The sequence below is a fragment of the Sulfitobacter sp. SH24 genome, assembly GCF_965641895.1.
Lineage (GTDB): Bacteria > Pseudomonadota > Alphaproteobacteria > Rhodobacterales > Rhodobacteraceae > Sulfitobacter > Sulfitobacter dubius.
Window position 1 is genome coordinate 2,784,880 of sequence record NZ_OZ282575.1, and the last position, 20,522, is coordinate 2,805,401.

The 20,522-nt window shown below is 62.9% G+C and carries 22 protein-coding genes; 7 read left to right on the forward strand and 15 right to left on the reverse strand.

Going from position 1 to position 20,522, the window contains the following annotated elements; all coding sequences use genetic code 11:
* Nucleotides 1-52 precede the first annotated feature (52 nt).
* Nucleotides 53-1,051 carry a polyprenyl synthetase family protein gene (locus ACSQ16_RS16320; protein WP_243262329.1) on the forward strand — a complete coding sequence of 333 codons (999 nt, stop codon included), beginning with the start codon at nucleotides 53-55 and terminating at the stop codon, nucleotides 1,049-1,051.
* On the opposite strand, the gene ACSQ16_RS16325 is transcribed toward ACSQ16_RS16320, so the two are convergent.
* From ACSQ16_RS16325 to ACSQ16_RS16335, 3 genes are all read right to left on the reverse strand, one after another.
* Complete coding sequence (locus tag ACSQ16_RS16325; RefSeq protein WP_243262328.1) at nucleotides 1,048-1,920, reverse strand: 4-(cytidine 5'-diphospho)-2-C-methyl-D-erythritol kinase; 873 nt, start codon at nucleotides 1,918-1,920, stop codon at nucleotides 1,048-1,050. The two genes, ACSQ16_RS16320 and ACSQ16_RS16325, sit on opposite strands and share 4 nt — an antisense overlap.
* Nucleotides 1,917-3,626 carry a tetratricopeptide repeat protein gene (locus tag ACSQ16_RS16330; RefSeq protein ID WP_243262327.1) on the reverse strand — a complete coding sequence of 570 codons (1,710 nt, stop codon included), beginning with the start codon at nucleotides 3,624-3,626 and terminating at the stop codon, nucleotides 1,917-1,919. The genes ACSQ16_RS16325 and ACSQ16_RS16330 overlap by 4 nt, the downstream gene beginning before the upstream one ends.
* 169 nt (nucleotides 3,627-3,795) lie before the next feature.
* Nucleotides 3,796-5,448: an electron transfer flavoprotein-ubiquinone oxidoreductase gene (locus tag ACSQ16_RS16335; RefSeq protein ID WP_243262326.1), complete on the reverse strand. Its 1,653-nt coding sequence runs from the start codon at nucleotides 5,446-5,448 to the stop codon at nucleotides 3,796-3,798.
* Between the two features lie 366 nt (nucleotides 5,449-5,814).
* Between ACSQ16_RS16335 and greA the strand changes: the two genes are divergently transcribed.
* Nucleotides 5,815-6,285 (forward strand): transcription elongation factor GreA, encoded by a 471-nt coding sequence (greA, locus tag ACSQ16_RS16340; RefSeq protein ID WP_093927031.1) that lies wholly within the window; start codon nucleotides 5,815-5,817, stop codon nucleotides 6,283-6,285.
* A gap of 14 nt (nucleotides 6,286-6,299) precedes the next feature.
* Nucleotides 6,300-7,367 carry a hypothetical protein gene (locus ACSQ16_RS16345; RefSeq protein WP_243262325.1) on the forward strand — a complete coding sequence of 356 codons (1,068 nt, stop codon included), beginning with the start codon at nucleotides 6,300-6,302 and terminating at the stop codon, nucleotides 7,365-7,367.
* A 9-nt stretch (nucleotides 7,368-7,376) separates the two neighbouring features.
* Here ACSQ16_RS16345 and ACSQ16_RS16350 read toward each other — a convergent pair whose 3' ends face one another.
* Genes ACSQ16_RS16350 through ACSQ16_RS16360 form a run of 3 tightly spaced genes read right to left on the reverse strand, consistent with a single transcriptional unit; the run spans nucleotide 7,377 to nucleotide 10,634 of the window.
* A complete protein-coding gene (locus tag ACSQ16_RS16350) occupies nucleotides 7,377-9,140 on the reverse strand; it encodes a bifunctional molybdopterin-guanine dinucleotide biosynthesis adaptor protein MobB/molybdopterin molybdotransferase MoeA (RefSeq protein ID WP_243262324.1) in 1,764 nt (587 codons plus the stop codon).
* Nucleotides 9,137-9,739 (reverse strand): molybdenum cofactor guanylyltransferase MobA, encoded by a 603-nt coding sequence (gene mobA / locus ACSQ16_RS16355; protein ID WP_243262322.1) that lies wholly within the window; start codon nucleotides 9,737-9,739, stop codon nucleotides 9,137-9,139. Before mobA ends, ACSQ16_RS16350 begins: the two co-directional genes overlap by 4 nt.
* A gap of 4 nt (nucleotides 9,740-9,743) precedes the next feature.
* Nucleotides 9,744-10,634, reverse strand: coding sequence for a formate dehydrogenase accessory sulfurtransferase FdhD (locus ACSQ16_RS16360; protein ID WP_243263122.1), 891 nt, complete (start codon nucleotides 10,632-10,634; stop codon nucleotides 9,744-9,746).
* Between the two features lie 49 nt (nucleotides 10,635-10,683).
* Between ACSQ16_RS16360 and ACSQ16_RS16365 the strand changes: the two genes are divergently transcribed.
* Entirely contained in the window at nucleotides 10,684-11,409 is a 726-nt protein-coding gene (locus ACSQ16_RS16365; protein ID WP_243262321.1) for an AzlC family ABC transporter permease, read from the forward strand.
* Complete coding sequence (locus tag ACSQ16_RS16370; RefSeq protein ID WP_243262319.1) at nucleotides 11,406-11,732, forward strand: AzlD domain-containing protein; 327 nt, start codon at nucleotides 11,406-11,408, stop codon at nucleotides 11,730-11,732. Before ACSQ16_RS16365 ends, ACSQ16_RS16370 begins: the two co-directional genes overlap by 4 nt.
* A 9-nt stretch (nucleotides 11,733-11,741) precedes the next feature.
* Here the strand turns inward: ACSQ16_RS16370 and ACSQ16_RS16375 are convergent, their stop codons facing one another.
* The 5 genes from ACSQ16_RS16375 to ACSQ16_RS16395 all read right to left on the reverse strand — a co-directional run bounded on the left by ACSQ16_RS16375 (nucleotide 11,742) and on the right by ACSQ16_RS16395 (nucleotide 15,940).
* On the reverse strand, nucleotides 11,742-12,350 hold the full coding sequence (locus ACSQ16_RS16375; protein ID WP_243262318.1) for a hypothetical protein: 609 nt from the start codon (nucleotides 12,348-12,350) through the stop codon (nucleotides 11,742-11,744).
* A gap of 33 nt (nucleotides 12,351-12,383) precedes the next feature.
* Nucleotides 12,384-12,518, reverse strand: a complete 135-nt coding sequence (locus ACSQ16_RS16380) for an aa3-type cytochrome c oxidase subunit IV (RefSeq protein WP_093927039.1) — start codon at nucleotides 12,516-12,518, stop codon at nucleotides 12,384-12,386.
* Nucleotides 12,519-12,674: 156 nt separating this feature from the next.
* On the reverse strand, nucleotides 12,675-13,133 hold the full coding sequence (locus tag ACSQ16_RS16385; RefSeq protein ID WP_243262316.1) for a DUF6173 family protein: 459 nt from the start codon (nucleotides 13,131-13,133) through the stop codon (nucleotides 12,675-12,677).
* 3 nt (nucleotides 13,134-13,136) lie between these two features.
* Nucleotides 13,137-14,213 carry an MBL fold metallo-hydrolase gene (locus ACSQ16_RS16390; protein ID WP_317405352.1) on the reverse strand — a complete coding sequence of 359 codons (1,077 nt, stop codon included), beginning with the start codon at nucleotides 14,211-14,213 and terminating at the stop codon, nucleotides 13,137-13,139.
* Nucleotides 14,213-15,940, reverse strand: a complete 1,728-nt coding sequence (locus ACSQ16_RS16395; protein ID WP_243262314.1) for an acyl-CoA dehydrogenase — start codon at nucleotides 15,938-15,940, stop codon at nucleotides 14,213-14,215. Before ACSQ16_RS16395 ends, ACSQ16_RS16390 begins: the two co-directional genes overlap by 1 nt.
* 166 nt (nucleotides 15,941-16,106) lie before the next feature.
* Between ACSQ16_RS16395 and ACSQ16_RS16400 the strand changes: the two genes are divergently transcribed.
* Nucleotides 16,107-17,051: an L-threonylcarbamoyladenylate synthase gene (locus ACSQ16_RS16400; protein ID WP_243262313.1), complete on the forward strand. Its 945-nt coding sequence runs from the start codon at nucleotides 16,107-16,109 to the stop codon at nucleotides 17,049-17,051.
* A gap of 5 nt (nucleotides 17,052-17,056) precedes the next feature.
* On the opposite strand, the gene ACSQ16_RS16405 is transcribed toward ACSQ16_RS16400, so the two are convergent.
* On the reverse strand, nucleotides 17,057-17,614 hold the full coding sequence (locus tag ACSQ16_RS16405) for a YqgE/AlgH family protein (RefSeq protein ID WP_243263120.1): 558 nt from the start codon (nucleotides 17,612-17,614) through the stop codon (nucleotides 17,057-17,059).
* A 164-nt stretch (nucleotides 17,615-17,778) separates the two neighbouring features.
* Between ACSQ16_RS16405 and ACSQ16_RS16410 the strand changes: the two genes are divergently transcribed.
* On the forward strand, nucleotides 17,779-18,591 hold the full coding sequence (locus tag ACSQ16_RS16410; protein WP_243262311.1) for a protein-disulfide reductase DsbD domain-containing protein: 813 nt from the start codon (nucleotides 17,779-17,781) through the stop codon (nucleotides 18,589-18,591).
* 9 nt (nucleotides 18,592-18,600) lie between these two features.
* Here ACSQ16_RS16410 and moaB read toward each other — a convergent pair whose 3' ends face one another.
* The 3 genes from moaB to ACSQ16_RS16425 are packed head-to-tail and all read right to left on the reverse strand — an operon-like array spanning nucleotide 18,601 to nucleotide 20,511.
* A complete protein-coding gene (gene moaB, locus ACSQ16_RS16415; protein ID WP_243262310.1) occupies nucleotides 18,601-19,143 on the reverse strand; it encodes a molybdenum cofactor biosynthesis protein B in 543 nt (180 codons plus the stop codon).
* Nucleotides 19,140-19,754 (reverse strand): LysE family translocator, encoded by a 615-nt coding sequence (locus ACSQ16_RS16420; RefSeq protein WP_243262308.1) that lies wholly within the window; start codon nucleotides 19,752-19,754, stop codon nucleotides 19,140-19,142. The genes moaB and ACSQ16_RS16420 overlap by 4 nt, the downstream gene beginning before the upstream one ends.
* On the reverse strand, nucleotides 19,747-20,511 hold the full coding sequence (locus ACSQ16_RS16425) for a uracil-DNA glycosylase (protein WP_243262307.1): 765 nt from the start codon (nucleotides 20,509-20,511) through the stop codon (nucleotides 19,747-19,749). Before ACSQ16_RS16425 ends, ACSQ16_RS16420 begins: the two co-directional genes overlap by 8 nt.
* Nucleotides 20,512-20,522: the final 11 nt, after the last annotated feature.

Here is a 20,522-nt window from a genome sequence, read left to right on the forward strand (position 1 = left end):
AAAGATGTAGAGCCGGATCACCGGCATGTCGAGCGGGACGTGGGAAATAACAATGAAAAGTGATGCAACGATGAAACCGCACGACCGCATGGCGGCCTATTTGGCCGATGATATGGATGCCGTCAGCGCGCTGATCCGCGAGCGGATGGCGTCGAAACACGCGCCCCGCATCCCCGAAGTTACCGCCCATCTGGTCGAGGCAGGCGGCAAGCGTCTACGCCCGATGCTGACACTCGCGGCGGCGCGGATGTGTGGTTACGACGGCCCCTATCACGTCCATCTGGCCGCTACGGTGGAGTTCATCCACACCGCGACGCTGCTGCATGACGATGTGGTGGACGAAAGCGCCCAGCGGCGGGGGCGGCCCACGGCGAATCTCTTGTGGGACAACCAGTCGTCGGTGCTGGTCGGCGATTACCTCTTCGCGCGCAGCTTTCAGTTGATGACCGAACCGGGCTCAATGCCCGTCATGCGCATCCTGTCCAATGCTGCGGCGACGATTGCAGAGGGCGAGGTGTTGCAACTGACAGCGGCGCAGAATTTGGCTACGGACGAGGCGGTCTACCTGCAAGTCGTGCGGGGCAAAACGGCGGCGTTGTTCTCGGCCGCGACGGAAGTGGGTGGCGTGATCGCCGACGCGCCAGAAGGTCAGGTCAAAGCGCTTTACGACTATGGTGACGCCCTTGGCATCGCATTCCAGATCGTCGACGACCTGCTGGATTATCAAGGCGATACCGGCGCCACAGGCAAAAACGTGGGCGATGATTTCCGCGAGCGCAAGCTGACCCTGCCGGTGATTAAGGCCGTGGCCAAGGCCGATGCGGAGGAGCGCGCCTTTTGGGTGCGCACCATCGAAAAGGGCAAGCAGGAGGATGGTGACCTCGACCATGCGCTGATGCTGCTGTACAAGCACGACACGCTGACCGCGACGCAGCGCGATGCCTGTGACTGGGCGGAAAAGGCCAAAGCGGCGCTTGCCCCCCTGCCCGACCATGAGTTGAAAGACATGTTGATCGATCTGGCCGACTACGTGGTCAGCCGGATCAGCTAAGCGGCCAGAATCGGCCCGGCGGCGACCCACCAGTGGAGCGCGGCGGCGCTGATGCGGTGGGCGGCGGCTTTAGCCTGCGCGGCATTGGCGTAGAGGCCGAAACAAGTCGCGCCGGAGCCCGACATCCGCGCCAGCGCCGCGTCGCTCAATGCCTCTAGACAAGACGCGATGACCGGTTCCCGTGCGATGGCCGGGGCAGCGAGGTCATTGCGCTGCTCGCGGAGAAAATCGATGAGATCAGAAAAGCCTGCGAAAGTCGGGATCACATCCGGCATCGGCGGCTGGTTCTTGTCGCTCAGGGCCGAGAAGACAGCAGGCGTCGGCACATCCACACCGGGGTTCACCAGCACCATCTGGCAGGGCGGCAGCGCGGAGAGCGGCGTGAGGACCTCCCCCACCCCCTGCATCCGCTGCGGGCCGCGTGTCAGGCAAACCGGCACATCGGCCCCGAGCCGCGCCGTGTCTGCGGGCAGCGGGACGCCCCAATGCGCGGAGAGCAAATCTAACGCCGCCGCCGCATCTGCAGAGCCGCCCCCGATCCCCGCGGCAGCAGGCAAATGTTTCTCCAGATGCAATGCCGCGCCCCGGCCCGCGCCAGCGTCCAACATCTCTGCCGCCTGCAACACGAGGTTGCGCGCATCGGTCGGCACCCCTTCGGCCCGTGTGCCGCTCACCGTAAGGCTCAGGTCTTCGGCGGGGACTACATGCAACGCATCGCCCACGCCAGCCCTGACCACCAGCGAATCCAGCAGGTGATAGCCGTCTGCGCGTTGTCCGGTGCAATGTAGCGTTAGGTTCACCTTGGCCCAGGCCATCCGCGACGCCGCAGCGCCGGGGCTAGCGGGTGCCGCATCTTCCAGAAAGCTCATTCGTCCGCAGCAACCTTCAAGGGCGGCGCGCCTTCTTCGGACAGCACGGCATCAAGCCCCACTTCCAGTTTACGTCGCATCCGCTCGGGGTCGGCCTCGGAATCCGCATCGGTGAGGTCGACGAAGGACAGCGCCCGGCGCCATTGGAACTCAGCCTCGCGTTTGCGGCCCACGGCCCAGTAAACGTCTCCGAGGTGATCATTCACCACCGGATCGACGGGCTCCAACTCAACCGCGCGTTCCATCTGCTCCACCGCCTCGTCGTAGCGGTCCAGACGGTAGAACACCCAGCCCAGAGAATCGACGATATAACCGCTGTCGGGGCTGGCCGCGACGGCGCGTTCGATCATGTCCAACGCCTCGTCCAAGCTGCGCTGCTGTTCGACCAGTGAATAGCCGAGATAGTTCAAGACCTGCGGCTGCTCGGGGTTCAGTTTGAGCGCCGCGCGGAAATCAGCCTCGGATCCTTCCCAATCGCCACTGCGTTCCTTGGCGATGGCGCGGGCGTAGAACAGCACCCAACGGGCGCGGGCGGTTTCGGCGGTCAGGTCAAGCGCCTGATCGTAGGAGGCAATGGCCGCCTCATAATCTTCCTCGGCCCGCAGCATGTCGCCCAGCGTGGAATGCACCACGGCCAGATCACCATGGCTCCGCGCAAGCTGCTCTAACACCTCGATGGCCTGCGCGGTCTTGCCTGAGCGGCGCAGCGCTTCGGCACGGCCCAACTCGGCGGCGTGATAGGCGGGGCTATTGGCAGGCAGGGATTTATACTCGGCAATCGCCAGATCATGTTCTCCGAGGTTTTCCAAAAGGCTCGCCGTCAGCAGCAGCGCGTCGATGTGATCGGGGCGCAGGTAGCGGGCGATGCGGGAATAAAGCAGCACATAGTAATCCCCCGCCGCCTCATTGCGCAGAACGGCGGCGAAAGTGAAGAACACCTCGGCCATCCCGGCTTGGGCGTCGGGCATATGGCTGAAGGGGGCGGGTGTGTCCTGCTGCAAGGCTTCAATCAGCCGCGCAATCTCTGGATCGGTGTCATCGCCAAAGCCGTTTTTGAGCACGGCCAGCGCATCATCGCTGCGACCCAATTGGCCCAGAACCTCAGCATGGGCCATCACTCCGCGTCGGGTTTGACCCGCCGCCCCTGCCGCATCACTGGCAAAGATCGCCTCCGCCCCTTCGAAATCCCCCACGCTCGCCAGCGCCAAGGCTTTGTGATACATCACAAAACCCTGCATCCCGGCCTCTTCGCTCAGGCCGTCGAATGCAGCCATTGCGGCAGTCACATCGCCCGCGCCCATATGCGCCCATGCCTGAACCAGCCCGCCGACCCACGGACCAATGGCTGACGTGTCACGCTCTAACAATGCGCTGTAATCGCCCTCTTTCGCCATGCCGGCGACGAGTGCCATCTCCGCCACTTGGCTCTTGGTGCCAATGGTAATCATGCTGCGCGCCAGCGGCAGTGCTTTTTCCACTCGCCCAAGCGACAGGTAGGACAACACGGCGCTTTCCATCAGCTCGATATTCTTGGGATCACGCGCCAGCGCCTCGGTGTAATAGCGCGCGGCCTCGGGGTAGTCGCTGTTCACAGCCGCATGGCGCCCAGCCAAATAGGGGCCCGCGACCGATTGCGCCATCAGTGGCGCAGAAAGACCGATGCAAAGCGCCGCAACGCTGGTGAACCCTAGAACATTCCGAAACATGCAAACCGCCTCATATCGCTTTGCGCTCAGGCTATCACCTCTGGGCCCGGGTGCAATGGCGCGGTCCCGATGAAGCATGCCGCTGACGACATTTCGCCGATTCAGATACAAAAAAGGACCGACACGCCCTCGCGTATCGGTCCTTTCAACGTGCCCTTTGGCGGCCCGTTTACATGTTTGGGTAGTTTGGCCCGTCGCCGCCCTGCGGGGTGGTCCAAACGATATTCTGCGTTGGGTCTTTGATGTCGCAGGTCTTGCAGTGAACACAGTTCTGGAAGTTGATCTGGAACCGCGTCTCGTTGGTCTTCTCATCCTCAACGAACTCATAGACCCCCGCGGGACAGTAACGTGCCGAAGGGCCTGCGTATTTCGGCAGGTTCACCTCGACCGGAATGCTCGGGTCTTTCAGCTTAAGGTGCGCGGGCTGGCCTTCCTCGTGATTAGTAAACGAGAAGGCCACGTTGGTCAGACGGTCAAAGCTGAGTTTGCCGTCGGGCTTGGGGTAGTCGATCTTCTTGTGCTGATCCGCAGGCTCAGTCGCTTCGGCGTCCGATTTCCCGTGGCCGAGCGTGCCCAAGAGCGAGAAGCCGAGCGTGTTGGTCCACATGTCAATGCCACCAAGCGCCAGCGAAGCGGTCAGCCCGTATTTCGACCACAGCGGTTTCACGTTGCGCACTTTCTTGAGGTCCGTCGCGATCGGGCCTTCGCGGACATCGGTCTCATACTCGGTCAGCTCATCACCGCCCCGGCCTGCTTGGATCGCGGCATAGGCGGCCTCAGCCGCTGCCTTGCCCGAGAGCATGGCGTTGTGGTTGCCCTTGATGCGCGGCACGTTGACCATGCCCACCGAACAGCCGAGCAGCGCCACACCGGGGGCCACCATCTTGGGCATGGACTGATAGCCACCCTCGGTGATCGCCCGCGCGCCGTAGGCGACACGTTTGCCGCCTTTAAGCAGTTCGGCCACCATCGGGTGATGTTTGAAGCGCTGGAATTCCATGTAAGGAAAAACATGCGGGTTCTTGTAACCAAGGTGGACAACGAAGCCGACGTAAACCTGATTGTTCTCAAGGTGGTAGATGAACGACCCGCCGCCCGCATTGCTGTTCAGCGGCCAGCCCATCGTGTGGGTGACGGTGCCCTCGCGGTGCTTGGCGGGGTCGATCTCCCAAATCTCTTTCATGCCAAGGCCGTATTTCTGCGGCTCTTTACCCTCATCCAGACCGTATTTCGCAATGACCTGCTTGCTCAGGCTGCCGCGCACGCCTTCGGAGAGGAAGACATATTTGCCGTGCAGCTCCATGCCCGGCTCATAGCTTGGGCCGGGGGTGCCATCGGCCTGACGCCCCATCTCACCGGCGACAACGCCCTTAACTTCACCATTCTCGCCGAACACAAGTTCAGAGCAGGCCATACCGGGGAAAACTTCGACGCCCAGTTCCTCGGCCTGTTCGGCCATCCAACGGCAGACATTGCCCATGGAGACAATGTAGTTGCCGTGGTTTTTCATCAGCGGGGGCATGGGGAATTCGGGGATGCGCAGCTTACCCGCCTCGCCCAGCAGATAGAAGTTGTCTTCTTTCACCGGCACGTTGATCGGCGCGCCTTTTTCTTTCCAATCGGGGATCAGCGCATCCAGCCCGCAGGGGTCAAGCACCGCACCCGACAGGATATGCGCGCCCACTTCCGAGCCCTTCTCCAGCACCACAACATTGCAATCGGCATCCAACTGCTTGAGCCGGATCGCAGCCGACAGGCCAGCAGGCCCGGCGCCGACGATCACAACGTCATATTCCATCGCTTCGCGTTCAATCTCGGCCATTTTTGGTGCTCCCTCACGGCAAATTCGGTTTGGATTTGGCTAAACCACCGCCGCGCGCAATGCAATCGCGACCCTGCGTTTATTGCGCAAAACGTGGTCGCAGCGACATAACATGACGCGCGACCTATCAGGCCGCCGCTTCGTCCCCCATCAAATAGCGCGAATGGTCACGATTTCACCACCACAATGATCGTGGTCATATTGCACAAGCAAGATACGATTGACGGCATTCAACCGCCGATCTTGAGGCCGTTAGGCACTTGCAATTGGCGGGCAGTTTGGGTCAGGTAACTGCCAAGTTGACACGCAATTGGCCGCCCCCCGGCGAAAACCCGGGTGCGGCCCTCATTATATAGGCACACCGCCATGGAAAAGATCCCGATGACCCGCGACGGTCACACCGCGCTCGAAGTTGAACTCAAGCATCTCAAGTCGGTTGAACGTCCCGCCATCATCAAGGCCATCGCCGAAGCGCGCGAACATGGTGACCTGTCGGAAAATGCCGAGTATCATTCCGCCAAGGAAAAGCAGTCTTTCATCGAAGGCCGCATCAAAGAGCTTGAGGGCGTGATCTCGCTCGCGGATGTGATTGATCCCAAGAAACTGTCGGGATCGATCAAGTTCGGGGCCACGGTGACGCTGGTGGACGAAGACACCGACGAAGAGAAAACCTATCAGATCGTTGGCGAATATGAGGCCAACATCGAAAAGGGCCTTTTGAACATCAAGTCGCCCATCGCCCGCGCGCTGATCGGCAAGGAAGAAGGTGATTCCGTCGAGGTGCGCACCCCCGGGGGGCAAAAGTCCTATGAGGTTCTCAAGATCGTCTACGCTTGAACGGGAAGGCTGACATGGCAGAGCCCGACGCTTCCGCACCCCAAGACCAAGCCCCCCGCGCCCCGCGCGGCGGGAACGGCGCCGCGCGGCCTGCGCAGATCGGTCTCTATGACCGGCCCAAGGGCAGCAGCATCACCGAAATTGAGATCATAGCGGGCGGGCTTTCAGCGCTTTGGCTGCTCGGCACGGCGATCTATTTCACCTTTATCGCCGCAGAGGTGCCAGAAGGCGCGAGTGAGGCTGGGCTGCGCGGGTTATTGACCCTGCTGGTCGTGGTTCTTCCCGTGGCGATGATTTGGGTGGCGGCCACTGCGGCGCGTGCCGGGCGGGTCATGCGCGAAGAAAGCCAGCGCCTGCAAGCTGCAATCGACGCCATCCGCCATTCCTATATCTCGCAACAGCAGGGCAACAAGCCTGCGGGCGAGAGCAGCATTGCACGTAAACTAGATGAATTGACCGCCAGCCTCCGCAAAACCGAGATTGCGCTGGCGGGTCTTCATGGCCGCGAAGAGCCAGCGCGCCCTGCGGTCCCTGCCCCCGCGCCAACACCCCCCGCCGCCGAAGATCAGCCCACGCTGGCGCTTGGCACGCAGGCGGGCGATATGACCCAACCGCTGTCTGCCGAAGATTTTACCCGAGCTTTGAACTTTCCAGAAACGGCTGAAGATAAAGCAGGTTTCGACGCACTACGCCGTGCGCTGAAAGACCGCTCCGCCGCGCAGCTTGTGCAGGCCGCGCAGGATGTGCTGACCCTGCTGAGCCAAGATGGCATCTATATGGACGACCTGCGCCCCGACCGCGCGCGCCCCGAGGTCTGGCGGCAGTTCGCCAGCGGTGCGCGGGGCCGCACGATTGCGCCTCTCGGCGGAATTCGGGATCGCTCCTCGCTGGCGCTGGCCAATGCGCGGATGCGGCAAGACCCGATCTTCCGCGATGCCGCGCATCACTTCCTGCGCCGCTTTGACCGGACCTTTGCCGAGTTTGAAAAGCAGGCAACAGATGAGGAAATCTCGATGCTGGCCGACACCCGCACCGCCCGCGCCTTCATGCTGCTGGGCCGCTGCGCGGGCACCTTCGATTGACGCGCGACCTTAGCTGGTAAAGCTGCCGTAAGGGATAAAGCGCACGGTGTCGCCCGGCTTGATGTCGCGGGCGGCCTCGTCCAACTCTACCAAGCCTTCTGCCCAGCTTAACCCGCTGATCCGACCCGACCCTTCTGAGGCAAAGACCTCGGCCCGGCCATTGCGCATCCGTGCGCGCAGGTATTCCCGCCGCCCGGCCTTTTTGCGTTTGTCGAACGCCGCGGGCACATCAAAACCTTGAGGTTCCTGCCAGCCGTGTCCGGCGAGCAGCGCCATGGCGGGCCGGGCGAAGATCAGCGAACAGACCATCGCCGCCACCGGATTGCCCGGCAGCCCGAAGACCGGCACCCCCTGCCACATCCCAAGCGCCAAGGGCCGCCCCGGCTTTACCGCGATCCGCCAAAGCTGCATCGCCCCCGCTTCGGTCAACAGGGCCGAGACGTGGTCTTCGTCCCCCGCCGATGCGCCGCCGCTGGTGAGGATTACATCGACCTGCGCTGCCGCCGCATCAAGCCGCGCACGCAGCGCGGCGCTGTCGTCGGCCACGCGGCCCAGATCGACCGCCTCATGGCCAAAGTCGGCGACGAGTTGCAGCAGCATCGGGCGGTTGGCGTCGTAAATCTGCCCGTCGCGTGCTGCCTCCCCCATCTCGACCAATTCGTCGCCGGTGGAGATCACGCCGACCTTGAGCCTTTCGCGCAAGGATACCTCCGCCACACCGGCGGCAGCCAGAAGCGCCAGCTCCGCCGGGCCGATGCGCGTGCCCGCGGCGAGGATCACTTCGCCCGCCTGCACATCCTCCCCGGCCTTGCGGGTGTTGGCCCCCTGTTTGACCGGCCCGTGAAAGCGCAGCACGCCCCCCTCGGCGGTGACATCCTCTTGCAGGATGACAGTATCGACGCCTTCGGGCAGCGCCGCGCCGGTCAGAACGCGGATCGCTTGGCCCGCAGGCACCGCGCCGGGGCGATCGCCCGCCGCCGCGCGGCCCGGCACCAGCGGCATTTCGTGCAGGCCTTCGCCCCGGCCCCCGGCAAAACCATAGCCATCGACCGCCGTGTTGGGCAGCGGCGGGTTGGCGCGGATGGCGGTGACATCTTCGGCCAAAATGCGCCCCCCGGCATCGGGGGCAGGCCGTATCTCGGCCTCTGTCACCGCGTGAAGCCGCGCGCGCAGCAGGTCCAGCGCATCATCCACCGGGGTCCAATACACGCCGGGCGGCAGGGCAAAGCAATCGTTGCGCAGGGGCGGCGGTGCGGTGGTGGCAGGTGCCGTTGGGGCGGCGATCAGCCCCACTTCGTGCAGGATGAAGTCGGCAATCGCACGGGTGTCGTTCAGATCAAAAACAGGCCGGTCCATCTCAAGCGCTACGTCGCTGGCCACCGCCCGCACCGTAGGGTCATCCGGCGCGATCAACGGGTTTCCGGTCTCGGCCCGATGGGCTTCGACCTTCGGATGTCCGTCACGTTTGTAGCCTTCGATCAGCACCAGATCGACGGGCGAAAGCCGTGCGAGATGCGCCTCCAGCGGCGGCTCTTCGGCCCCGCGCAGCTCATGCATCAAGGCAAAGCGCGCGCCGGAGGCCAACAGCACCTCGAGCGCGCCCGCGATCCGGTGGCGGTGGCTGTCCTTGCCGGGGTGGTCCACGTCGAAAGTGTGATGCGCATGTTTGACGGTGGAGACGGTAAACCCACGGCCCGTGATCTCCGCCACCAGCCGCTCCATCAGCCCGGTCTTACCGGCGTTCTTCCAACCGACGACGCCGTAAACCCTCATACCATCGCCTCTGCTTTCGCCAGATCCTCGGGCGTGTTCACGTTGAAGAATGCCGCCTCATCGGGGAAGAGCGCCTCGCGCCCGTCGTGGCGTTCCGTCCAGAGCACCACCTTGCGCAGCCCGCCCGCCAGGGCGCTGCGCAGATCGTCCCGCAGCACCACGGGCCAGAGGCCAAAGGTCGGATGCCGCGCCGTGCCGCGCTTCGCGTCCGGCGTTGCGGCCAAGGCGAGCGGATGGGCCATATCATCGGCGGCCAGCAGCAGACGCGGCACCAGATCGCAGGGGAAGAAAGGCGTGTCGGCGGCAGCGGTCACGATACTCTCGGCCCCTTGTTCGGCGGCCCAGTCCAGCCCGGCAAGCACCCCCGCCAGCGGCCCGGCGAAACCCTCGATGCTATCGGCCAGCACCGGCAGCCCGAGGTCGGCAAACCGCGCCGCATCGCCATTGGCGTTGAGCGCCAGCCCCGCGACCTGCGGCTCCAGCCGGTCGATCACCGAGGATAGCAGCGTGCCCTGCCCCAGCGGCAGCAGCCCCTTATCGCCGCCGCCCATACGGGTCGCCTGCCCGCCCGCCAGAATGACGCCAAGTGGTTGTTTCATCGCTTTATTCCTTCGCGCCCTTGCGGCCGCTTTTGCGCGGCTCCTCGGCCACGGTGGTCGGATCCGCGTCGCGGATCAACCGACCCTCGCCCGCCAGACAGGTAAATCGCTGCCCGCGCATCCGACCGATCAGCGTGAGGTTCACCTGCTGCGCAATCTCCACCCCCCAAGCGGTGAAGCCCGAGCGGGACGCCAGCACCGGAATGCCCATCATCGCCGTCTTGATCACCATCTCAGAGGTCAGCCGCCCGGTGGTATAGAGCACCTTATCTTCGGCCCCCACGCCTTCGGAGAGCATCCAACCGGCGATCTTGTCGACCGCATTGTGGCGGCCCACGTCTTCCATATAAACGAGTGGCCGGTCGCCTTGGCACAGCACGGTGCCGTGGATCGCGCCAGCTTCAAGATAAAGGCTCGGCGTGCGGTTGATCTTGGCCGCCAGCGCATAGAGGTCCGAGGTGCGCACCGGCGTTTGGGGCAGACGCACATCGGCCAGCCCCTCCATCATATCACCAAAAACGGTGCCCACGGCGCAGCCGCTGGTCCGGGTCTTGCGCTGCATCTTGTCTTCGTAATCAGTGGCGCGTTTCGTGCGAACGACGACGGTCTCAAGCTCTTCGTCATAGTCGACACCGGTGATCTTCTCGTCCGGGCGCAACATCCCCTGATTGCGCAGAAACCCGAGCGCCAGATAGGCCGGATAGTCGCCGATGGTCATCGCGGTCACGATCTCTTGACGGTTGAGGAATATCGTCAGGGGGCGCTCTTCGACCACATTGATCGCCACCTCCGCGCCGGTGTGATCTACGCCAGAGACATTCCGCGTCAGTCGAACAGCAGTGGGATCGGGGGCGATCAGATAATTGCTAAGTTCATTGTCGCGGGCCAATTGTATCCCCTTCCGGTTAGGTCTAAGCCTTTGACATTATATTTAAGAGTTCGTCATGGCCATCACCACCACCAAATCCGCCTATCGCAAAGGTATCGTTGACGCATTGCCCTTTGTGCTGGTCATTATCCCCTTCGCCTCGCTCTTTGGCCTTCTGGCCACCGAAGCCGGGTTGAACGTCTTTGAAACACTGACCTTCTCCATTGTGGTGATCGCGGGGGCCGCGCAGTTTACGGCCCTGCAGCTGCTGCAAGAGGATGTACCTACGGCCATCGTGCTCGCCTCGGCGCTGGCGGTAAACCTGCGGATGGCGATGTATTCGGCCTCTCTTACCCCGTGGATCGGAGGCGCGCCGGTCTGGCAGCGGGCACTGGCGGCCTATATGACGGTGGATCAATCCTATGTCGCGGCCATGACCCAATATGAACGCGCCCCAGAAATGACCGTGCCGCAACGCATGGCCTACTTCTTTGGGACCGTGACCCCGGTGGTGCCGCTTTGGTATATTTTCACGCTTGTCGGCGCGATGGTCGGCTCGAGTGTCCCTGACAGTTGGGCGCTGGATTTTGCGATTCCGATCACCTTCCTTGCTATGATCGCGCCGATGTTTCGCACATTGGCCCATGTGGCCGCGGCGCTTGTCGCAGTGATTGTAAGCCTTATTGCCGTTAATGTGCCCTATGCGCTTGGGCTGATCATCGCGGGGCTCGCGGGTATGATTACCGGCGCGCAGGTTGAGGCATGGATGGAACGGCGCAAGCCGGGGAGCATGGCACGATGATTGATAAAACCGCACTTTGGACCGTAATCATCGGCCTCGGGCTGGGCAGCTTTTTCCTGCGCTTTGTCTTTACCGGGCTGGTGGGCGACAAGCAGATGCCTGCGTGGCTTTTGCGGCACCTGCGCTATACCGCCGTGGCGATCCTGCCCGCGTTGGTCGCGCCACAGGTGTTATGGCCCTCGGCCACCGATGGGCAATTTGATCTGCCCCGAGTCAGCGCCGCCGTGGTCACGCTGGGCGTCGGGCTGTTAACGAAAAACGTACTCGCCGCGATCCTGTCAGGAGCCGTGGCGCTTTATGGTATGCTGTACTTGGTCGGCTAAGCGCGGGCGTTACTGGCGTGCCAGTTCCGCCGCGCGCAGGGCATCGATCACGTCGCCCTCATCGTCTTCGTAATATTTCGTGGTGGTCACGCCCGGCAACGCCTCAAACCGCTCTTGCAGTTTGACGGGATAGAAGGTCGATCCAACATTCTGAAAGCCGGGGATTTCACCAAGGATCCCGCTGGTGGCACTGGCACAAAAAGCACCGGGCACGGCACCGTGGGTCGTAACCAATTGCAGCGCCCGTTCGGCCACGGCGGGGGTTACTTGAATTTCTTGGGTAACAACGTGAAAGGTACTGCGCGCATGGGCCGATTTGTAGGCCTGCAACCAACCCGGCGTCACACCGTAAAGCACATCGCCCCGTTCGACCAAACGCGCATCGCGAAACGATCCTGCTGGGTCAAAGATCACGCGCTGCGACCCATTCACCATCAGCGCGGTATGACCGCCACTGCCCGTGCGGTTGTTCACCATGGTCATTAATGTCAGCGAAGGCGGTTCGGGCGAGCGATAGGCGGCACGCGCGACGACGTCGGGCGGGCTATCGGGGCTTTGATCCACCGAACAGCCAGCCAACACGCCTACAAGCGCGATCGCAGTCAAGAGAGTTCTCAAAGGCTTACCCTCTTGAACAAGAGTGTGGGTCGATTAACCAGCAAAGAGCGCCAGCAGAACCAAGATCGCGAGGATGACGACAACGCTGCGTGTTACGAAGGTCATGAACCCGTCAAAGGTCTTTTCCTGAGCATCGTAATCCATGCTACCGTGTTCATGTTCAGCCATTTTCGTCTCCCTAGGAAAATCTGTTCGCGGTGATTAACCTATATAATTCTCCCTGTCACGGGGGGATAACAATCTGAATACCATACTAGCAATAGGCGAAACTGCGCGTTATAGGGGAATTTGATAGGCGGCTGCACGCCACGGATTCGTGCAAATTCAAGTTTTCTCCAGATCAGCGACCAAGCGGAACCCAATCCTCTTTGGTTCGGCATCTGGGGCCTTCTTTGGCAGCGCGCGCAACATCACATTCAGTTGTCCCACATGTTGTACCAACTGCGCCCGTGCGCCTGCTGGATCGACGCCGTAGAATGTAATGATGTCCGGGTCGAAATACCCCATTCCTTCGATCCGAAGCACGCCTGCATCGCCCCCTGCAAAGCCAATCGCCGCCTCGTGATCGTTGTCGAGCTTTTCTTCAAAGTTCTTGAGATAGAGCACCACCCGCTCATAGGCCCATTGGGCCGGAGATTTCTGCTTTACCGACTTGTCTGTGACCGATTTAGGCAGGGGCTGATCGCCTGATTTGGGCTGATCCGGGTCCGTATGCACCTCATGCATGCGCGGCAATGCCGCAGCTTCATAGGCTTCGGCCGCTGTTTTCACTTCATCACCCATCGCTCACCCCCTGCGCTGATACACCCAAGCGCCGTCGGCTTCGCGCAACTCGCGCGTGGCGTCTCCGGCTTGGTAAAGGTGGCTTAGATGGGCGACGGCTTCAACCAGTGCGAGGCCATATTCCGCCTCGCCGATGTTGCGCTTGAACAGCGACGCAAAACATTCGGATGCTGATTTCGGCGTGTCGATATAGGCCAGCAGGCGACGCAACGCAGAGTGATGGTTTTCGATCAACTGTTTCAAGCGCGTCGGCAGACCGGTGAAGGGCAGTTTATGCCCGCCCAGCACCAGATGATCCTCGCGCGCCAATGGAAGAAGACGCTCGCAGGCTTCAAGCCACTCCCCGATCGGATCGGCCATCGGCTCGGTCGGGTAGACGCCGATATTGGGACTGATGGAGGGCAGGATTTGATCGCCCGCAATCACCAGATTGTCGTCCCGGCTCCAGAATGTTGCATGTTCGGGCGCATGCCCATTGCCGATATGCACCTCCCAATCGCGCCCACCCATGCGGATCACATCGTTCTGGCGGATACGGGTAAAGCCCAACGGCATCGGTGCCACGACGTCAGAAAAGTTAAAGGGCCGCTCGCTGGCGCGTTTGTCATAAAGCTCGGCCGCCATGCCCGCCTTGCGGTAAAACGACAAAGATTCGGCGAGCGGCACCTCTTGAACATCCAACGTCAGCATCCGCGCGGTCAGCCACGCAGTGCGGGTGGTGACCAGCTCCGCACCGAATTCGCTTTGCAGCCAGCCCGCAAGGCCTACGTGATCTGGGTGATGATGGGTCACGATCACACGGGAAATAGGCTTGCCACCCAGTGGGCCTGCCATCAACCCACGCCAAAGCCCCTTGCTACGGCGTGAGGCAAAGCCCGTATCGACTACCGTCCAGCTATCGCCCTCGTCCAATGCATAGACATTGACGTGATCCAACTTCATCGGCAGCGGCAGGCGGAACCAGAGCACCCCCGGCGCCACCTCGATTGCCTCCCCCTCGGCGGGCGGCACATCCCACGGATAGCGCAGCCCTTGGGGCGGTTTCGGCGCCGCGACGGGGATGGTAGCCTGCTCAGACATCAGCGGCTCAGGTCTTCAACTTCAAGCGCATAAAGGTCCTCTGCCCCGGCCTGCGCATGGGCCAGCAGACCCTGATGCTCGGGCAAGAGACGTTGGATATAAAAACGCGCCAGCTTCTCACGCGCGCCGCTGCCGCTTGCGGCTTTTTCGGCCATCGCGGCTTGTAGATGCAGATGCCCACCCAGCACACGGGCAAAGGCGCGCAGATAGGGCACGGCCCCGGCGAAACGCTCATTCATGTCCTTTTGCGCGGTCATCCATTCGGTCGCCTCGCGCAGGGTTTCGCTGGCCTGCCAGACGGCATCGGCCATGCGCGGGAACGGGTCGCGCGCGGTCTCGGCATCGGCTTCGATCTCGTCAAGCAGCCGGTTCGCCGCCTCGCCGCCGTCCATCATCTTGCGGCCCACAAGGTCCATCGCTTGAATGCCGTTGGTGCCTTCATAGATCGCCGTGACACGCACGTCGCGGCTGAACTGCGCGGCGCCGGTTTCCTCGATAAAGCCCATGCCGCCATGCACCTGCACACCCATCTCGGCAACGCTCATGCCTACGTCGGTGCCGAATGCCTTGGTGATCGGGGTCAGGAACGCCGCCCGCGCCGCCCATTCGTCGCCCTGTCCGGCGCGCGCCATGTCGCTGGCATAGGCACAGCTCAGCGCGATGGCGCGAGAGGCAAAGATATCGGCTTTCATGCTCAGCAGCATCCGGCGCACGTCGGCGTGATCCACAATGGTGCCGGTGCCGCCTTCGACGGAGGACCGGCCCTGCTTGCGCTCCAGCGCATAGTCCAGTGCCAGCTGATAGGCGCCTTCGGCGGCGCCGATGCCCTGTTCGCCAACGCCAAGCCGGGCGTTGTTCATCATGGTGAACATTGCCGCCATGCCGCCGCCCTCACGGCCAACGATCCAGCCGGTCGCGTTGTCATATTGCATCACAGCGGTAGGCGAGCCGTGCAGGCCCATTTTGTGCTCAAGGCTGACAACGCTCACGCCATTGCGCTGACCCGGTTCACCATTCTCATCAGGGATGAACTTTGGCACGAGGAACAGGCTGATTCCTTTGGTGCCCGCAGGTGCCCCCGGCAGGCGGGCAAGAACCAGATGGCAGACATTGCCCGCGAAATCATTGTCGCCCCAAGAGATGTAAATCTTCTGGCCAGAGACCGCATAAGTCCCGTCGCCATTGTCTTCGGCCCGGCTGCTGAGCGCGCCCACGTCCGAGCCCGCCTGCGACTCAGTCAGGTTCATCGTACCGGTCCACTCGCCGCTGATCAGCTTAGGCAGGTACAATTCCTTGATCGCGTCGCTCGCATGATGCTCCAGCGCTTCGATCTGGCCCTGGCTCATCAGGGGGGCGAGTTGCAGCGACAGGCAAGCGCCGCTCATCATCTCGTTCACCGCGCTGGTCAGGGTCATCGGCAGGCCCATGCCGCCAAACTCAGGGTCAGCCGACATGCCGATCCAGCCGCCCTCAGCGATAGCGGCAAAGCCTTCGGCGAACCCGGGAGAGGTGCGCACGATGCCGTTTTCCAGCTTCGCCGGGTGCAGATCTCCGCCCCGTTGCAGGGGCGCGAGCACATCATCACAAAGACGCCCGGCCTCCGACAAGATCGCGCTGGTCACGTCATCCGTGGCCTCCGCATAGCGATCAGTGGCACGGAGCGCTGCGAAATCCAGCACATCCTCGATCAGAAAACGGTAGTCATCCACGGCGGCGCGGTACGGCATATCATATCCTCCTGAAAGGCGCGCTTGATCTGGCAAGCCTGACATGGCCTTGTTAAAGGCGGGTTGGCGTTGCCGCCAGCATGAAATGCCCGGCCGCTGCTCGCAACCCAAACGCGGCGTCACTGGATGCCGCGTATCCGACAGGCCCAAATCCGGTAACACGCCCATGCCCAACACCTTGACTGAGACGCTGACCCCCACGCCCCAAGGCATCGCCCGTGCGGCCCATTTGCTGCAAGATGGGGCGCTGGTCGCCCTGCCGACCGAAACGGTCTATGGCCTTGGCGCAGATGCGCGCAATGGCGAAGCGGTGGCGGGCATCTACGCGGCCAAGGGGCGGCCCAGCTTTAACCCGCTGATCGTGCATTTGCCGGACGTTGAAACCGCCAAACGCTATGTTGAGTGGACCGAGCAAGCCGACCGACTGGCACAAGCCTTCTGGCCCGGCGCGCTGACCTTGGTACTGCCACTGAAACCTGACAGCGGGCTGTCGTCACTGGTGACCGCCGGCCTGCCCAGCCTTGCAGTACGTGTGCCAGCGCATCCGGTAATGCGGCAGGTCTTGCAGGCGCTCGACGGCCCTGTTGCCGCCCCCTCGGCCAATCCATCCGGCAAGATCAGCGCCACAACAGCGGCGCATGTCATGGCAGGGCTTGCGGGTAAAATCGCGGCAGTGATAGACGACGGTGCCTGCGCTGTAGGCGTGGAAAGCACCATTGTTGGTCTCACTGGCCCCCGCCCTGCCCTTCTGCGTGCGGGCGGCGTACCGGGCGAGGCGCTCGAAGCGACGCTTGGCAGAGAGTTGGACATAGTCGACGGAGCAGAGATCATCGCACCGGGGCAACTGGCCTCACATTACGCGCCCGGCGCGGCGGTGCGGTTGAATGTAGGGCAAGCGACAGAGGGCGAAGTGCTGCTCGGTTTCGGACAGATGGACTGCGACCTCAATCTCTCCCCTTCCGGCGATTTGACTGAGGCGGCGGCAAACCTGTTTGACCACCTTCATCGATTGGACGCGACCGGCCAACCCATTGCCGTGGCACCGATCCCCGATCATGGGTTGGGCCGCGCGATCAACGACCGTCTGACCCGCGCCGCCGCCCCCCGCTGATAAGTTCAGGCGTGGCCAGCCGAGGCCGACAACCCTAGCGGATCAATGCCCAGCGTTTTAAGCGCCGCGCCCCATTTCTCACCATCTGGTAGATCAAAGATGACTTCGGGCGAGGCCTCACAGGTTAACCAACCGTTTTGGGCGATCTCGCCCTCCAACTGTCCCGGACCCCAACCCGCATAGCCCAGCATCAACTGGGCACGCTCGGGGCCTTTACCGGTAGCGATGTCTTCTAGGATGTCGCGGGTGGCGGTCAGGGCAATGCCATCACCCACCCGCAGGGTCTCAATGGCAGAGCGGTATTCGTCAGAATGCAGCACAAAACCGCGCCCCGTCTCAACCGGACCGCCGAAATGCACTGCCAGTGTTTTCGCATGTGGCGGCGGCGTATCGTCAACCAGTTGATCCAACACATCCGACAGGCGCAATTCCGGCGCGGGTTTATTGACCATCAGCCCCATCGCGCCCTGTTCGGAATGCGCCGAAAGATAGATCACAGAATGGGCAAAACGCGTGTCCCCCATGCCCGGCATCGCGACCAGCAGCTTGCCCGTCAGTTCCATTGTCTGACCCGTCAACGCCCACCTCCTAAAGGTAACCTTTCTTTGAACATGGCCGCTTGTGCCCCACAAAACAAGAGAGGCAGCGCACCGCCAACCGCATCGGCGAAACATGGATGATGCAAATGTGACTTGGCAGGCGCGGATGGATACCGCATCAAGGCCGCATGAATATATCGCGCTTCTTCTCCGCCGTTCTTTCCTGCCTTGCCCTTGCCCTGCCCGCCGTGGCGCAGGACGGGGTTGGCACACCTTTGCAGGGCGATCTGCTTACCGGTTGGCAGCAAGCCGACGGTCGGCGGGTGGCGGCGGTTCGGCTGCGCATGGCACCGGGCTGGAAGACCTATTGGCGCAGCCCCGGTGACGCTGGCATTCCGCCGGAGTTCGATTGGTCCGGCTCGGACAACCTGCGCGACGTGCAGATCACATGGCCCGCGCCCAAGGTCTTTGATCAAGGCGGGGTGAACTCCATCGGCTATGCCCGCGAAGTGATCCTGCCGCTGACCATCACCCCGCGCCGCCCCGGTGCCCCGGTGATATTGGACACCAGCATCGACCTTGGCGTGTGCAGCGACATCTGCCTGCCGCAAACCATCCACCTGCGCGCCCTGCTCGACACCAAAGACAGCAAGCCCACCCCGGCCATCGCCGCCGCCTTTGCCGCGCGGCCCTTTTCGGGGGCCGAGGCCGGTCTGAAAAGCGCCCAATGCAGCCTGCGCCCCACCGGGCGGGGGCTGGAGATCGAAACCCGGCTCGCCCTGCCCTCTGCCGGGGGTAAGGAGACCGTGGTAATTGAGCCCGGCAACCCCAACATGTGGATGAGCGAGATGGACAGCCAGCGGTCGGGCAATACGCTTGTCGCCAGCGGAGAGATGATCGCCGAGAACGGCTCGGCGCTGGCATTGGACCGCTCTGCCATTCGGATCACCGTCATCGGGCAGGATCACAGTGTCGAGATCACGGGCTGCACCTCTGGCTGACCTGCGGCGCTACTTGCGGCGTTGATGCTCGTCCAGCCGGGGCATGATCTCAACGAAATTGCAGGGCATATGGCGGTAGTCCAACTGCTTCAGCAGGATGCCGTCCCATGCGTCTTTGCAGGCCCCCGGGCTGCCGGGCAGCGCGAAGAGATACGTCCCCTGCGCCACGCCGCCCGTGGCGCGGCTTTGCACCGCGCTGGTGCCGATCTTCTCCATCGAGATCATGGTGAAGACCGTGCCGAAAGCATCGATCTCTTTCTCATAGACATCCCGGTGCGCCTCGACCGTTACGTCGCGCCCGGTAAGGCCGGTGCCGCCGGTGCTGATCACCACATCGATCTCAGGATCCGCGCACCAGTGGTGCAGTTGCGCCGCGATGGCGGGGCGGTCGTCGGTCACGATCTCGCGGGCGGCCAGCACATGGCCCGCAGCTTCAATCCGCGCGACCAAAACGTCGCCCGAGCGGTCTTCGGCCAAGCTGCGGCTGTCCGAGACGGTCAGCACGGCGATTCTCACGGGGATGAACTCCCGGCTGTCGTCAATCCTTCTCATGTCCGCTCCATCATTGCCAAACGCGCGGCCAGTGCCACGAAAATACCGCTGCTGATCCAGCCGAGCACACGCCCGCCCCCAGCCAGCCGCCGCCCGATGCCAGCGGCAAATACCCCAACCGCACCGTTGATGACAAAACCGCCCAAAGCCAGCACCGCGCCAAAGGTTAAGAACTGCGCCAAGACCGGACCGGCCTCGGGCACCACGAATTGCGGCAGAAAGGCCAGCACGAAAAGGATCACCTTGGGGTTCGTCAGATTGACGATGAACCCGGTGTTAAACGCCCGCCAGCCGCCCATACCGGGCGTCGTGTCGCGCGGTTTTCCGGCCTGTCGCAACGTCTGCACCGCAAGCCAGAGCAGATAGGCCACGCCGAGCCAGCGGATGATGTCCAGCGCCCAAGGCAGCGCCGCGACGACCGCGCCCAGCCCCAACCCGGCCAAGGCCACATGCACCAGCACGCCCGCCGAGATCCCCGCGCTCGCCGCCAATGCGGCACGCGGGCCCGAGCGCAGCCCCTGCCCAAGGCAGAACATCATATCCGCCCCCGGCGTGAGGTTCAGCGCCAAGGCGGCGGGCACGAAGGCCAGAAGGGTCAGCGCATCAACCATCGCGCAGCTTGGCCTGAACGCTGAGCAGATCGGCCCAAGCCTCGCGCTTGGCCTCGGGGTTGCGCAGAAGGTAGCCGGGATGCACCATCGGCATGCAAGAAAGATCGGCGGCCTTGGTCCAATTGCCGCGCAGGCGCATTATGCTGCGTTTTTCCAAAAGCGACTGGCAAGACCAATTGCCAAAGAGCACCAGCACCTTGGGCTTGGCCAATTCGATATGACGCTGCACAAAGGGGCGCATCATCGCAATCTCATCTGGCTTCGGGTCGCGCCCCTGCGGCGTGCGCCACGGCAGGATGTTCGACAGATAGACATTGCGGTCGCGCCCCATGTCGATCGCCGCCAGCATCCGGTCGAGCATCTGACCCGCCCGCCCCACGAAGGGCTTGCCCGCGCGGTCTTCGTCCCGGTCGGGGGATTCGCCCAAAATCATCAATGGCGCGCCGGGCACCCCATCGGCGAAAACCAGATTGCGCGCGCCCTTGTGCAGTTCGCAATGCTCGAACCCTTGGATCGCGGCGCGCAGCTCTTCCAATGTCTGCGCGGACTGCGCGGCGCGGCGGGCCAGCGCCACCGGGTCGGGTTGCTCAGAGGCTTGCAGGGGCTGCGGCCCTTTGGCCAGCTTGGCGCTGGCCTTGGGCGCGCTTGCGGGCACCTCATAGCGGTTGACCGGCGCGTCGCAGATCGCCTCGGTCGCGCCAAGCTCGACCTGCCACGCCAGCATCTCTGCCGCCTGATGATAATCGAATGATTCCATGGCCGCAGCTT